This is a genomic window from uncultured Rhodococcus sp., assembly GCF_963525155.1.
Taxonomy (GTDB): Bacteria; Actinomycetota; Actinomycetes; order Mycobacteriales; family Mycobacteriaceae; genus Rhodococcus_F; species Rhodococcus_F qingshengii.
The window spans coordinates 1-14,987 of sequence record NZ_CAURKP010000016.1 but is presented as its reverse complement, the minus strand read 5'-3'; the positions used below and the strand labels follow the sequence as shown (position 1 = coordinate 14,987).

The window sequence follows — 14,987 nt, the reverse complement described above, 5'->3', positions numbered from 1 at the left end:
ACATTCGCAGGTCAGACCCTTAGCGAAGGTCAGGAATTCATTCTGATTCAGGCGCCTTTCAACGGATGAATCGCCGGAGCGCCGTCGAGAAGTGGTCCGGCAGCGGCCAGCGCGGCCTGTAGATGCGGGGACTGCATGTGAGCGTCCAACTCCTCCTGCCCGCGCCAAGTTTCGATCGTGACGAACGTGCCGGGCGCAGCCGCTGACTCGAACAACTCGTACGACACACAGCCGTCCTCGGACCGACTCGCCTCCGCGAGAGTTGCCAGAGCCGATCGGACGTCGTCCTCGGAACCGGACTTGGCCGGGATGGTTGCAACTACACGAAGCTCGCTCATCGGATACCTTTCGCAGAGGGGAAGTCAGCTAGAGACACACGCCACAAACGTACACACGAAAAGGGCAACCAATGGGGCTACTCAAGGACGTCACCGGCTGGCGACGCGGAACGAAGTTGCAGCGTCGACTGCGCGATCTCACCGGCACGCTGGTGGTGATCACCGGTGCGGGCAGCGGCATCGGGCGTGAAACGGCCCTTGCCTTCGCCGCCCAGGGAGCTATCGTCGTGGTCTCCGACATCAATCTTGAAAGCGCGCAGGACACTGCGGCACTTGTAAACATCCCTTCGCAAGCGGGCGGCGCCGAAGCAGTGTTCGGTGGCGGTGCCCACGCCTATCAGGTGGACGTGTCCGACGAACAGGCCGTGATTCGGTTCGCGGAGACCGTCGCGGCACATCACGGCGTACCGGACATCGTCGTCAACAACGCCGGAATCGGGTTCTCGGGAACGTTCGCCGACACCGAGCAGCGCCAGTTCGAGCGCGTCATGGACATCAACTTCTGGGGAGTTGTCTACGGCTGCCGGGCATTTACCCCGATGATGATCGACCGGGGAACAGGAGGGCACGTCGTCAACCTGTCCTCGGCCGCCGCGTACACACCACAGAAGGCACTCACCGCGTATTCGACAAGCAAAGCAGCGGTATTCATGCTCTCGGATTGCCTACGGGCAGAGCTGCTTCCACACGGCATCGGCGTCAGCACCATCTGTCCCGGCCTCGTTCACACGAACATCCTCAAGACCACCGAGTTCGCCGGGACGACCGCCGAGGAGCAGCTCGAGAACCAGACCAAGGTCGACAACTTCTACCGCAAGCGGAACTTCACTCCTGATCGAGTGGCCAGTGCCATCGTGAAAGCAGTTCGCACGAACAAGGCCGTGGTGCCCGTGACCGTCGAAGCCAAGCTCGGACGCACGATCAGCCGGTTGTCTCCCGGGTCGATGCGCGTCGGAGCTCGGTTCGAGATCTAGGTCAGCTTCCGAAACTCAGGCTGCCCGTGAAACCCTGCTGCACATCGGCTTCCGAGCGGGGAAGAACCTCGTAGGTGCTGGCGTACTGGCCGCTGAAGCCGGTGACGGTAATCGGGCGTCCGACTGCAATGGCGGCGACGTCGATTCCGGTCTGGGTGTTGACGAAGATGACGGTGTTTCCGTCGACGCCGGACACCAGGATCTTGTGGCCGTACGGCAGATCGTCGACGACGGGTCCGCTCACGATTCCGGACACCGTCACGAGACGACCTTCACTGCCCTCACCGATTGCATTGAGGGGCAGTCGCGCCGGGCTGATCTGGGTAGTCGTGCCGATTACCTCGACGGCAGTCGGGCGAACGACGAGCAGACCTTCCTGATCCGCGAGGACTCCGGTGACCTGAACCTGATCGCCGAGAGCAATCCCGGAGTTGTTCGGATCGCTGATGTAGATGCCCGAATTGCCGCTCTGGAGACCAAAGCCCTTGTCGTAGAAGCTGGATTCGAACACTCCCGACGGCGTAGTCGCGGTTCCCACGACGGTGACCGTCGTTCCGATGGCCTGCGCACGGGCTGCCGCAATGGAGTCCGCGGACACCTCACCGACAACTGCTGCCGGCTCCGCCGTCGCTGCAGTACCGACAAACATCGTGGCCGCGGCCGCCACTGCCAGTGCCGTCACACCTCGACGCAGGACCGGACCGGCAAGAACGCTGTCTCGAAACATGTTTGAGGACTCCCCTGTGATTTCGTGGCCGCGCAGGTCCTCCTGATGGAGTCCGCCTTCGCCCACCCTGAGGCACAGGTTATTACAGGTCGGACGCCGCAGCGGTGGTGACATTCCGTCACCACCGCTGCTTCAAGGCATCCGGGTTTTCAGGAACCGGAGCTTCCGGACGAACCGCTCGAGCCACTGGAACCGCTGGATCCTGTTCCGCCACCGAGATCGTCGAGAGGATCGCTACCGGTGAGGCCGCCCGGGTACAGGTAGGCGTCGGAGATCGTGCTGAGCGAGGTTCCCGACGTGGCCGGTACCTTTGCTCGCCAGTTGACGATCGGGTTCAGCACTCCGAACGGTCCGCAACCACTGGCGGCGGGCAGCGCGAAGCCGGTGGCCTGGTTCCCGACCGGGCTCACCTTCAGTGCATTGTCCGGGAGCACCGTGTAGGTCGGTACCACCGACGGGTCAGGCGCGAGACGAAGATTCACCGGCGCAGCCGCGGAGCCCAGGTAGCAGTTGTCACCGAGGAACGCGTTGTTGATCTTCATCCGCACCGGGATGCTCAGATCCATGTCGGTGATGATGCCGTTGAGGGTCGGGGCAGCGGTCGCCTCCACCTCGGCGGTGACTGCGGCGAGGCCGAACAGATTGCCGAACGGCAGGTCGATTCCGAGGACTCCACCCGGAACGGTCAACGGCTTGGAGTAGACACCGTGGTGTCCGTCGTCGCGCGGGAGAAGAACGGTGGACTCACCTTCACCGGAGCCGGCCTCGGCGGCGATGATCATGTCGCCTTTTCCGATCGGGAGGTTGAAGCCGTTGTTGTCGAAGGTTCCGCTCTGAACCACAACCGACACACAGGATTCGGCAGTAGCCGGACACACTGCGGCACCGGGTATCGAATTGTCGACCGGATCCTGAGCCGAGGCCATCGGCGCCGCGAACGCGAGGACCGCACCTGCGGTACCTGCAATGACGGCCACGCGCGTGCCGAGACGTCGGTTGCCGTTCTTGTGAGATTTCTGCACTGATTTCTCCCTGCCGTTTATGTGATGGGGGACGAAACTCGCAGTCATTGCTTGTGTTTCGACCGCCGCCGACAAGGTCTTGCGGTGTGCTCCTACTCACAAGTAACAACTGAACAGATGTATATCACAGGACTTCGACTTAAAAACAGGGCAAAAGGGAGTTTCCTTAAAACGGACAAAATAAGCGGTACGGTGTGTAACACTCACGGGTGATGAACACGAACAGACTGGTCCTCTGCGTCGCGGCAGCGGGCCTACTCCTCAGCGGCTGCAGCAGCCAATCCGACAGCGACGCATCGGAATCCACTTCTGCGGCCACCAGCACGTCGGTTGCGGCGACGTCGAGTTCGACTGCCCCCAGTACGCTTTCCGAGCTGCCGACCAGCCCGCTCGCCGCAACAACTCCGGAAGCCGCGCCGAGCGTCGTCGAATCGACGCCCCCGCCGGTAGCGCCACAGGTAGCGCCACCGGCAAACTCACCGATCGACGCCCGCTCACCGGAAGAGATCGTCGCGAACGCCGGCGAGAAGGGGCAGCGGTACATCGCCGCCCTTCGTCTGGCCGGGATCCCGCCCGCCGGAATGGATTCCGCCGAGATCCTCTACGCCGACGGCACCTGCAAGGCGCTCGCTGACGGTATGCCTCGGTCCGAAGTGCTGGCGGAGTTCAACTCCGTCGGCGAGGTGTACTCACAGATCACGCCGATGTCCTCGCAGCGCATTGCCGAGATCTACGTCGACACGGCGGAGCAGACGTACTGCTGATCAGGCCTTGCCGGCCAACCAGCCGTGCAGCCAGGATGTAGCCGAATTGCCCGCGCCGTCAACGACGTAACGCGTGTAGTCGGTGTGGACCTGCGAGCCGTAGAAGTCGACCAACTGATCGATGCGCCGCGAATTCGCGCCCGGATCGAGCTGGGCCATCAAAGCGGGGAGACCGCCTGCGGTCACCAGATCGTTGACGATCACGGCGGCCTCGTCGCGCAGCGCGAGCGCACTTGCGGGAGTGGGATCGGACGCCTGAGCCATGAATCCGGCCAGACGCATCACAAAATCGTCCTTGGGCGTCGAGCAGTACAGGTCACCGACCGCGCACAGCGTCACCGTTTTGCCTGACAGCCAACCGAACCCACCGATGCGCGGGCCACTGGCGCCGTTACCACCGACAGCGGGTCCGATCAGGACGTCGGACTCGGAACGACGGGGATCGGACAGCAGGCCGACGCCCTCCACGCGAGTCGGAGGGACAACGCCGATGCCGGTTCCGATCTCGGCGGCGAGATCGCCTGCCGCGTCGGCACCCTGGCTGTATCCGACGATGGCGAAGCGAGTGTCACCGCACGAGGCTGCCATGGCGCCGATCATGCCGCGGGCATTGTCGACGGCCTGCTGCTTCGACTTGGCGTAGACGTTGGATTCCCAGGGGAAGGCCGTGGCCGAGTAGGTGACGTAATCGGTGCGTACGGAGCCCGGAAGCCCGTTGGTCACCGGGGCGAGCATGCCGGCGCCGGGCCTGGTGCCCGAAGGCTCCCATGTTCCCGGGATGGCCACGACGTACAGGCTGGGGCAGGGATCAGCCGACGCCACGGGAGCACTGACAACCGGTACCACTACTGCCGCAGCAAGTGCCGACAACACCGCAACGAGACGCCTCGCACGCATGAAACTCCCCTGATTCAACTGAAGCAACCCATACACCACTATCGATGCTCAGGAATCATACTGTCTGGGCGTTGTGTCTGTCCGATGCACGATCGATGAAGGTTTGTTACAGATCGCGCGAATTACTGGCAGAAACAAAGCCGCACCCCACCGAATGCGGTGGGGTGCGGCTTAGTAAGAGCCTCTAGCGCTGCGGAGCCGCTGTCGGGTGGATCGGTGACGGAAGGGCCGTGACACCCTCGAGGTAGGTGTCCACAGCGGCGGCTGCGGAACGTCCCTCGGCGATGGCCCAGACGATCAGGGACTGACCGCGGCCCATGTCGCCGGCCACGAACACGCCGTCGACGTTGGTGTTCCACTTGGACGTGCGGGCGACGTTGCCACGCTCGTTCAAGTCGACACCGAGATCGGTGAGCAGACCCGGCTTCTCGGGACCGACGAAGCCCATGGCCAGGAGCACGAGATCGGCTTCGAGCTCGAAGTCCGAGCCCTCGACCTTCTCGAAGCGACCCGACTTCATCTCGACCTCGTGAGCCTTGAGTCCGGTGACCTTGCCGTTTTCACCGACGAAGTTCTCGGTGTTGACGGAGAACAGACGCTCGCCGCCCTCCTCGTGAGCCGAAGCCACGCGGAACATGAGCGGGTACGTCGGCCACGGAGTCTGCTCGGCGCGAGTCTCCGGCGGACGCGGCATGATCTCGAACTGGTGGACGCTGGCCGCACCCTGACGGTGCGAGGTGCCGAGGCAGTCCGCTCCGGTGTCGCCGCCGCCGATGATGACTACCTTCTTGCCCTCAGCGGTGATGGTGGGAGCGTCGAGGTCACCCAACTGCACGCGGTTGGCGATCGGCAGGAACTCCATCGCCTGGTGGATGCCGTCCAGTTCGCGGCCCGGGATCGGAAGATCGCGAGCTGCGGTGGCGCCGCCGGCCAGAACCACTGCGTCGAACTGCTCACGCAGCTCGTCCGCGGTGATGTCCACGCCGACATTGACGTTGGTCTTGAAGACGGTGCCTTCGGCTTCCATCTGCTCGAGACGGCGGTCGATGTGCCGCTTCTCCATCTTGAACTCGGGGATGCCGTAGCGCAGCAGGCCGCCGATGCGGTCTGCCCGCTCGAAGACCGTCACTGCGTGACCGGCGCGGGTCAGCTGCTGCGCTGCAGCCAGACCGGCCGGACCACTGCCGACAACCGCAACCTTCTTGTTGGTGGCGTGCGCGGCGCGAACCGGCTTGACCCACCCTTCGTCGAAGGCCTTGTCGATGATCTCGACCTCGACCTGCTTGATGGTGACCGGATCCTGGTTGATGCCCAGGACACAGGACGCCTCACAGGGTGCGGGGCACAGTCGACCGGTGAACTCCGGGAAGTTGTTGGTCGCGTGCAGACGCTCGATGGCGTCGTGCCAGTGGTCCTTGTAGACCAGGTCGTTCCACTCGGGAATCAAGTTTCCGAGAGGGCAACCGTTGTGGCAGAAAGGAATTCCGCAGTCCATGCAACGGCTGGCCTGGGTCTTGAGGGTTTCCTTCGGGAACTCCTCGTAGACCTCTTTCCAGTCGAGCAGGCGCAACGGCACCGGCCGGCGAACCGGAAGTTCGCGCGACGTGTGCTTCAGGAAGCCGCTTGGATCACCCACGAGCTGCCTCCATAACTGCCTCGTCCACGTTCTTGCCATCCTTCTCTGCGGCCGCGATGGCCAAAAGAACCTTCTTGTAGTCGCGGGGCATCACCTTTGCGAAGTGACCCACCTGCTGCGACCAGTCAGCGAGGATGCGCGTTGCAACCTCGGAGCCGGTTTCGTCGCGATGACGTTCGATGGCGCCCTTCAACCAGGTGAAGTCGTCGCCCGAAAGATCCTCGAGGTCCACCAGTTCGGTGTTGAGGTTCTTCTCGAATGCCTTGTCGGGGTTGTAGATGTACGCGACGCCACCGGACATGCCGGCGCCGAAGTTACGTCCGGTGGCTCCGAGGATGACCACCTTTCCACCCGTCATGTACTCGCAACCATGATCGCCCACACCCTCGACGACGGCAGTGGCGCCGGAGTTACGGACTGCGAAGCGTTCGCCGACGACACCGCGAAGCAGAGCCTCGCCGCTGGTGGCGCCGAACAGGATGACGTTGCCACCGATGATGTTGTCCTCGGCGACAAAGCCTTCCGCTGCATCGAGCGGCGGGCGTACGACGATGCGTCCACCCGAAAGGCCCTTGCCGACGAAGTCGTTGGCGTCGCCGTGCAGGCGCAGGGTCATACCGCTGGGCACGAAAGCACCGAAGCTGTTACCGGCGGAACCGGTGAACGTGATGTCGATGGTGCCCTCGGGCAAGCCCTCTCCACCGAACGCCTTGGTGACCTCGTGGCCGAGCATGGTGCCGACCGTGCGGTTGACGTTGGTGATCGCGGACTCGAAGGAGACCGCCTCACCCTTGTCGAGTGCGTTGCGGGCCGAGACGATCAACTGCTGATCGAGTGCCTTGTCGAGACCGTGATCCTGCGTACCGGTGCAGTGGACGTCCTGGTCCATGAACGCGGACTCGACCTGGGTCAGGATCGGCGACAGATCGAGATTGCCTGCCTTGCTTCCCTTCCAGTGATCGAGAGCGCGCGTGGTGTCCAGCATGTCGACCTGGCCGACGGCTTCGAGCAGCGTGCGGAAACCGAGTTCCGCGAGAAGCTCGCGAACCTCTTCGGCGATGAACATGAAGAAGTTCTCGACGAATTCCGGCTTGCCGCTGAAACGCTGACGCAGCAACGGGTTCTGCGTCGCGACACCGACGGGGCAGGTGTCGAGATGGCAGACGCGCATCATGATGCAGCCCGAGACCACCAGCGGTGCGGTGGCGAAACCGAACTCCTCGCCGCCGAGCAGCGCAGCGACGACGACGTCGCGACCCGTCTTGAGCTGGCCGTCGACCTGCACGACGATGCGGTCACGGAGACCGTTGAGCAGCAACGTCTGCTGGGTCTCGGCGAGGCCGAGTTCCCACGGTGCGCCCGCGTGCTTGACGGAGGTCAGCGGGGTGGCACCGGTGCCACCGTCGTGACCGGAGATCAGAACGACGTCGGCATGTGCCTTGGAGACACCGGCCGCGACGGTTCCGACGCCGACCTCGGAGACCAGCTTCACGTGGATGCGGGCCTGCGGGTTGGCGTTCTTCAGGTCGTGGATCAGCTGAGCGAGATCCTCGATCGAGTAGATGTCGTGGTGCGGCGGCGGCGAAATCAGGCCGACGCCAGGCGTGGAGTGCCGAACCTCGGCCACCCACGGGTACACCTTGTGAGCCGGAAGCTGGCCGCCCTCACCGGGCTTGGCTCCCTGCGCCATCTTGATCTGGATGTCGGTGCAGTTGCTCAGGTAGTGCGAGGTGACGCCGAAGCGTCCCGACGCGACCTGCTTGATGGCACTGCGACGCAGATCGCCGTTCTCGTCCGGCGTGAAGCGCGACGGATGTTCGCCGCCCTCACCGGAATTGGAGCGGGCGCCCAGACGGTTCATCGCGATGGCGAGTGTCTCGTGAGCCTCGGCGGAGATGGAGCCGTAGCTCATCGCACCCGTCGAGAAACGCTTGACGATCTCGCTGGCCGGCTCGACCTCGTCGATCGAGATCGACGGCCGCTTGCCGATGTTGAAGTCGAACAGACCACGCAGAGCGGCAAGGCGCTCCGACTGGTCGTTGACCATGGTCGTGTACTCCTTGAACACCTCGTACTGACCTGTGCGAGTTGCGTGCTGGAGCTTGAAGACCGTGTCCGGGTTGAACAGGTGGTACTCGCCTTCACGACGCCACTGGTACTCGCCGCCGACCTCGAGCTCGCGGTGAGCGCGCTCTTCGGGGCGATCGAGGTATGCGACGGCGTGACGTGCCTGGACGTCGGCTGCGATCTGGTCGAGGCCGATGCCACCGAGCTGCGACTGCAGACCGGTGAAGTACTCGTCCGTCAACTCCTGCGAGAGGCCGATGACCTGGAACAGCTGAGCACCGGTGTACGACGCGAGCGTCGAGATGCCCATCTTGGACATCACCTTCAGGACACCCTTGCCGGCTGCCTTGATGTAGTTCGCGATGCCCTTCTCGAGGGTCAGACCCTCGAGCTCGCCGTTCTGCAGGAACTCGTCGATGGTCTCGAAAGCCATGTACGGGTTGACCGCTGCGGCACCGAAGCCGATGAGGAGCGCCATGTGGTGCACCTCGCGGGCGTCGCCGGCCTCGACGATGAGGCCGACCTTGGTGCGCGACTTCTCGCGAACCAGGTGGTGGTGCACGGCCGAGGTGAGGAGCAGCGACGGGATCGGCGCGTAGTCCTCGGTGGACTCACGGTCCGAGAGCACGACGATTCGTGCGCCACCCTCGATTGCCTGCGAGACCTGGTACTTGATGCCCTCGAGCGCACGACGGATGCCGTCGCCGCCTTCCTTGACGGGGTACAGGCCGCGGATCACGACACTGCGGAAGCCCGGGAATTCGCCGTCGTCATTGACGTGAACGAGCTTCGACAGGTCGTCGTTGTGCAGGATCGGCTGCGGGAGCGCAATCTGCTTGCAGGAGTCCGCATTCGGGTGCAGCAGGTCGCCCTCGGGTCCGATGGTCGCGCCGAGGCTGGTGACGACCTCTTCACGGATCGCGTCGAGAGGCGGGTTGGTGACCTGAGCGAAGAGCTGCGAGAAGTAGTCGAACAGCATCCGCGGACGTGACGAGAGCACGGCGATCGGAGTGTCGGTACCCATCGAGCCCAGTGCCTCGGCACCGGAGAGAGCCATCGGCTTGACCAGCAGGTTGACCTCTTCGTTGGTGAAACCGAAGAGCTGCTGGCGCAGGACGACGCGCTCGTGCGACATGTACGTGTACGGACGGTCCGGCAGGTCGTCCATGTGGATCAGACCTTCGTCGATCCACTGCTGGTACGGGTGCTCGGCAGCGAGTTCGTTCTTCAGTTCCTCGTCGCTGATGACCCGGCCTTGCGCGGTGTCCACGAGGAACATGCGACCGGGCTGGAGGCGGACCTTGCGGACAACCGTGGACGGATCGATCGGCAGAACGCCGACCTCCGACGCCATGACGACGAGGCCGTCTTCGGTGATCCACAGACGCGACGGACGCAGACCGTTGCGGTCCAGCACGGCGCCGATGACGGTGCCGTCGGTGAAGCACACCGACGCCGGTCCGTCCCAAGGCTCCATGAGAGCCGAGTGGTACTCGTAGAACGCCCGACGAGCGGGGTCCATGCTCTCGTGCTTCTCCCAGGCTTCCGGGATCATCATGAGAACTGCGTGCGGCAGGCTGCGGCCGGCGAGGTGCAGCATCTCGAGCACCTCGTCGAAACGAGCGGTGTCACTGGCGCCCTGGGTGCAAATCGGGAAGATCTTGTCCAGGTTCTCGCGGCCACCGAAGACGTCACTGTCGATCAGGGACTCGCGAGCGCGCATCCAGTTCTCGTTGCCGGTGACGGTGTTGATCTCACCGTTGTGAGCGACCCGGCGGAACGGGTGCGCCAGCGGCCACGACGGGAACGTGTTGGTGGAGAAGCGCGAGTGGACCAGGCCCAGTGCGCTCTCGACACGATCGTCCTGCAGGTCGAGGTAGAAACCCTTGAGCTGCGGGGTGGTGAGCATGCCCTTGTAGACGAACGTCTGGCCGGACAGGCTGGGGAAGTACACGGTCTCGCTACCCGGGCCACCCTTGCCGGCGCCTTCGGAGCCGAGTTCGTGCTCGGTGCGCTTACGCACCACGTATGCACGACGCTCGAGATCCATGCCGGTGTACTTGTCACCCTCGGAGCCGATGAAGATCTGACGGAACGTCGGCATCGCGTCGCGCGCCAGTGCGCCCAGCGAGGAGTCGTCGGTTCCGACCTCGCGCCAGCCGAGAACCTTCAGGCCCTCTTCGACGACGATCTTCTCGACTGCAGCAGCAGCCTCGTGTGCATCGGCATCGCCCTGCGGGAGGAATGCGATACCGGTTGCGTACGCGCCTTCGGCGGGCAGCGCGAAGTCCACGACAGCTCGGAAGAACTTGTCGGGAACCTGCAGCAGAATGCCCGCACCGTCACCCGTGTTGGGTTCGGATCCGGCAGCGCCGCGATGCTCGAGGTTGACCAGAGCGGTGATCGCCTTTTCGACGATGTCCCTGCTGCGGCGACCATGCATGTCGACAACAAATGCGACTCCACAGGAGTCGTGCTCATTGGACGGGTGATAGAGGCCCTGGGGGCCTGGAAGTTGCTTCATACCCAGCCTTCGTATGCCATAAAGATGCACCGACGACCAGCAGCGCTGATGGCCATCAACTTGCAATGCAAGTCCTTCAAAGCACCGACACGACGATGTGTTCGGTACCACCGAAGTAGCCGCCCTGCGCAGACGCGATGGTGTGCGTTCTGGCACCCGGCGACGTGAGTCTTCGGTCGGTTGAAACTTTTGTGAGTCAACCGTGTAACGAAAACGATAATTCAGAACCCCGGCACGGGCGCAACTAAGGTAGCCCTATAATTGCTCTGAACTGCGGCGATGCAGGGAGCCAGAAGGCCCCTCGACAGATTTCGGAGCTGCGTCTGTGCAGAGAAGTTCCGATTCACAGGATACCGAATCCGCAGGAAACAGGCGCGATGGGCGATGAATGCAACAACTGGCCGCAGCGATAAGAATCAGCTGCGGCCAGTGCGCCTCGAACTGTAACAAAAGTTGATCGATCAACCAAGGTCTAGGCCTGAATTGTTTGCTCGCAGAATGCCATCGCTGTAATTTCCGTAGGCTCACCCTTGAGGAGACGGGTGGCGAAGAGAAAATGACAACAGCAGTAGTGGTGGGCAGTGGCCCCAACGGTCTCGCGGCGGCGATCGAACTCGCCCGCGCCGGAATCGACGTCCATGTCATCGAGGGTGCGGACAAGATCGGCGGCGGCACCCGCAGCAGCGAATACATAGTCGACGGACTCGTCCACGACGATTGCTCCGCCTTCCATCCCACCGCTTTGGCTTCTCCTTACTTCAAGGAACTCGACCGCGAATTCGGGCTCGCCAAACATGGCCTGACGTGGCTGTGGCCCGAGATCGATCTGGTCCATCCACTCGACGACGGCACCGCCGGGGTTCTGTGGCGCGACATCAACCGGACGGCTGACGGATTGGGTGCCGACGGTAAGCGCTGGCTCGACGTCTTCGGATACCTCGCCGAGAACTTCGACGAGTTGGTGCAGGACGTCTTCAAGCCGATCGTGCACGTCCCGAAGCACCCGCTGATGCTCGCGCGTTTCGGGACGGGCGCTCTGCTTCCCGCGACTGGTTTCGCGCGGATGTTCAAGACCCCACAAGCCCGGGCACTGTTCGGTGGCGTCGCGGCGCACATGTTCGGGCCGCTGAACCTCCCCCTGTCCAGTGCTGTCGCGTCGATGCTGACCGCGGCCGCCCACGCTAACGGTTGGCCTGTGGCACAGGGTGGTTCAGGATCCATCGCCGCGGCGTTCGCCTCGATCCTGCGCAGCCTCGGTGGCACCATCGAAACCGGGAACTGGGTCACCAACTACTCCCAGATCGCCGACTACGACATCGTCATGCTCGACATCGCTCCCGATGCGGCCGGTCGTCTGCTCGACGGCCGGCAGCCCGACCGCATTGCACGGGCCTACCGCAAATTCCGCTACGGCACCGCCGCCTACAAGGTCGACTACGCCGTGCGTGGTGACTCCGACGGGAGCGTCGTGCCGTGGACGAATCCGCATGCCCGCAAGGCCGGCACCCTGCACCTGTCCGGGACGATTTCGGAAACTGCGGCTGTCGAGCGCCAGACCGTGCAGGGTCAGATGCCGGCCAAGCCCTTCATTCTGTTGGGCCAGCAATTCTTGGCCGACCCTTCCCGTTCCGTCGGAGACATCCATCCCGTGTGGGCGTATGCGCATGTGCCGCATGGCTATCCGGGTGACGCCACCGATGCGGTCACGCGTCAGATCGAGCGCTTTGCGCCGGGGTTCCGGGACCGGATCGTGGGCGTCCATGTGCGCAATGTGCCGCAGATGCAGGCGTACAACCCCAACTACGTGGGCGGCGACATCTCCGCGGGGGCGAACACTGCGCGGCAGATCATCGCGCGCCCCCGGTTCGGACTCGACCCCTATGCCACCGGCGCCCCGGGCGTGTACCTCTGCTCGTCCGCGACTCCCCCGGGCGGCGGGGTCCACGGGATGGGTGGGTTCAATGCCGCGCGGGCGGCGCTGAAGTCTCAGGGTTGAGGCGTCCCCGATGGGGACGACATTTCAGACAGGCGAGTGAAGCTATTCTCGGTATCGATCCGTCCCGTGCCGAGTGTCGTTGAAATCGCATGGTGCCCGGGGCGACCAACTAGAGTCAATTTCGGTGCCATCGTGCTGCTGGTCCGCTGGTAGATGCCGAGTTCCGTCCCCAAAGGATCCCCTCAGCGGCCGGCCATACCCATCAAGCTGATCGATCTGGCTAAGGTTCAAGCGGGGAGGTCGATCGAAACTCCCAGATTAGAAGGGAGAGAGGTGCACGTGCGATTGACCGCTGAAAAGACCGTCACTTGGAGTGAGCCGTCGGCGCCAAACGAGATCACGACCGAGAAGATCTACCTCGGTCCCGACCCATTCGGCCTCGGGGGATTCCAGGTGGCAGTCGCGACTGCCACGAGCATTCCTTCTAGGCAAGTCCTCCGCGACCTCTTCACCGCCCGCAAAGGCAAAACACAAACTCAACTTGTGGTGACTGTCGTCCACAACGGTACCGCCCACCTATTCGGACCCGATCCGCAGGCACAACCGATCGAGTTCCCGACCGAACAAGCAGAGCGACAGTTACAGTCGGTGCTGGCTGAGCCGGACGTCTTGGCCGCCACTGAACGATTCGCCGGCTACCGCAAAGCGAACAACTCGACCGGGTTCTCCGGGTTCGCTAACAGCGGCCTGTTCGCGACGCACCACATCACAACCAACGTCCCCAAACGGTCAGATTGGGAGACACTTCGCGATCAGGCAGTTCCGCTGCTCAGGATGCGCCGGAAACCGCTCATCGAGGCGCTTGGCTTTAACACCCAGGTTGGCCCAAACGGAACGCTTTTGCTTTCGACTGACGGGCACCGCCCGCGCGCGGTTGCTGTCCTGCTCGACGACTCCGAGCAGTTCGACGCGAAAACCCAGCGGTTCCAGCTTTCGCCCGTTGCATTCGGGCTTGCGGTGGCTTCGCGTGAGGAAGTTCCTTGGCTGGTAGTCCTGCGGAAGGACCAGATTCGCCTATATCCAGGACGCGACGGCGTGGGCGTCGGATCGAAAGGCCAGGCCGAAACTTACTTCGAAGTCGACCTGTCAACCATCGACGCCGACTACGCTGCGCTCTTGCCGCTGATCTTCTCAGCGAGTGCACTAACGGCGGACGGCAGCGCTGACGAACTGTTGCGCGACAGCACACGCTATGCCACCGAACTGGGGGCGCGTCTTCGTGAGCGCATCTACGACGAGATCGTGCCACCTGTCGCGGTCGTGGTCGCGCAGCGCCTCACCAAGCACGCCGGGGTGGCACTCGACGCAGAGGGATTATCGACTTCGTATCGCGTCACGCTGCGCATCCTGTTCAGGCTCCTGTTCCAAGCGTATGCAGAGGATCGCGGCTTGCTCCCCTCCGGACGAAACGAGGGGTTCGACGCCAACAGTCTCAAAACCAATGCCCGGCGCCTGATCCACTCCGACACCGAGGATTTCGGCGACGCGTCAACGATCTGGCTCGACCTCGTCCAGGTATGGAACGCGATCGACCAAGGCAACCCGCTGTGGCAGATCCCCTCCTACAACGGAGGTCTCTTCTCCACCGATCCTGACCGCTCACCGGAGGGTGCACTAATAAGGAAGATCGAGCTTCCCGACAGTGTAATTGGGCCTGCGCTGAAGAGCTTGCTCATAGACGTAAGCGGTGACGGAGTCCTTGGGCCTGTCGACTTTCGCTCTCTGAGTGTCCGCGAGTTCGGCACGATTTACGAAGGACTCTTGGAGAGTTCCCTCTCCCTGGCCGAAGAGGATCTCACCGTCGACGGCAGCGGGGCTTGGGTCCCTGCCGCAGGGGGCGGCAAAATATCGGCGCCATCGGGCACTGTCTACTTCCACACCGCGTCAGGTGAGCGAAAGGCGACCGGTTCATACTTCACGCCGAAGGTCGTCGTCGATCACCTGATCGAGCGATCGATCGTGCCTGCGCTAACCACACACTTGGAGAAGATCGCGGGCTACCTCGCCAAGGGCGACGCGGCCGCTGCGGCACGGGAGTTCTT

General features: G+C 63.3%; 10 protein-coding genes. 4 read left to right on the top strand and 6 right to left on the bottom strand.

Annotated features, from left to right (window positions below; translation table 11 throughout):
• Positions 1-47: 47 nt before the first annotated feature.
• Entirely contained in the window at positions 48-338 is a 291-nt protein-coding gene (locus tag RWT78_RS06070; protein WP_314674664.1) for a putative quinol monooxygenase, read from the bottom strand.
• 71 nt (positions 339-409) lie between these two features.
• Here RWT78_RS06070 and RWT78_RS06065 point away from each other — a divergent pair, with 71 nt between their 5' ends.
• A complete protein-coding gene (locus RWT78_RS06065) occupies positions 410-1,312 on the top strand; it encodes an SDR family NAD(P)-dependent oxidoreductase (protein WP_003943614.1) in 903 nt (300 codons plus the stop codon).
• A 1-nt stretch (position 1,313) separates the two neighbouring features.
• Here the strand turns inward: RWT78_RS06065 and RWT78_RS06060 are convergent, their stop codons facing one another.
• Both RWT78_RS06060 and RWT78_RS06055 read right to left on the bottom strand, forming a co-directional pair.
• Positions 1,314-2,039, bottom strand: a complete 726-nt coding sequence (locus RWT78_RS06060) for a hypothetical protein (RefSeq protein WP_153213382.1) — start codon at positions 2,037-2,039, stop codon at positions 1,314-1,316.
• A 149-nt stretch (positions 2,040-2,188) separates the two neighbouring features.
• Entirely contained in the window at positions 2,189-3,061 is an 873-nt protein-coding gene (locus RWT78_RS06055; RefSeq protein WP_003943530.1) for a hypothetical protein, read from the bottom strand.
• Between the two features lie 212 nt (positions 3,062-3,273).
• Between RWT78_RS06055 and RWT78_RS06050 the strand changes: the two genes are divergently transcribed.
• Entirely contained in the window at positions 3,274-3,825 is a 552-nt protein-coding gene (locus tag RWT78_RS06050; RefSeq protein WP_314674659.1) for a DUF732 domain-containing protein, read from the top strand.
• Here RWT78_RS06050 and RWT78_RS06045 read toward each other — a convergent pair whose 3' ends face one another.
• From RWT78_RS06045 to gltB, 3 genes are all read right to left on the bottom strand, one after another.
• Positions 3,826-4,722: a cutinase family protein gene (locus RWT78_RS06045; protein ID WP_314674657.1), complete on the bottom strand. Its 897-nt coding sequence runs from the start codon at positions 4,720-4,722 to the stop codon at positions 3,826-3,828.
• Between the two features lie 184 nt (positions 4,723-4,906).
• On the bottom strand, positions 4,907-6,358 hold the full coding sequence (locus tag RWT78_RS06040) for a glutamate synthase subunit beta (protein ID WP_003943594.1): 1,452 nt from the start codon (positions 6,356-6,358) through the stop codon (positions 4,907-4,909).
• Positions 6,351-10,949 (bottom strand): glutamate synthase large subunit, encoded by a 4,599-nt coding sequence (gltB, locus tag RWT78_RS06035; RefSeq protein WP_042453347.1) that lies wholly within the window; start codon positions 10,947-10,949, stop codon positions 6,351-6,353. Before gltB ends, RWT78_RS06040 begins: the two co-directional genes overlap by 8 nt.
• Before the next feature lie 556 nt (positions 10,950-11,505).
• Here gltB and RWT78_RS06030 point away from each other — a divergent pair.
• On the top strand, positions 11,506-12,945 hold the full coding sequence (locus RWT78_RS06030; RefSeq protein ID WP_314674654.1) for an NAD(P)/FAD-dependent oxidoreductase: 1,440 nt from the start codon (positions 11,506-11,508) through the stop codon (positions 12,943-12,945).
• A gap of 279 nt (positions 12,946-13,224) precedes the next feature.
• Positions 13,225-14,987 (top strand): hypothetical protein (locus tag RWT78_RS06025; RefSeq protein ID WP_314674652.1); only part of this gene is annotated, 1,763 nt, incomplete at its 3' end.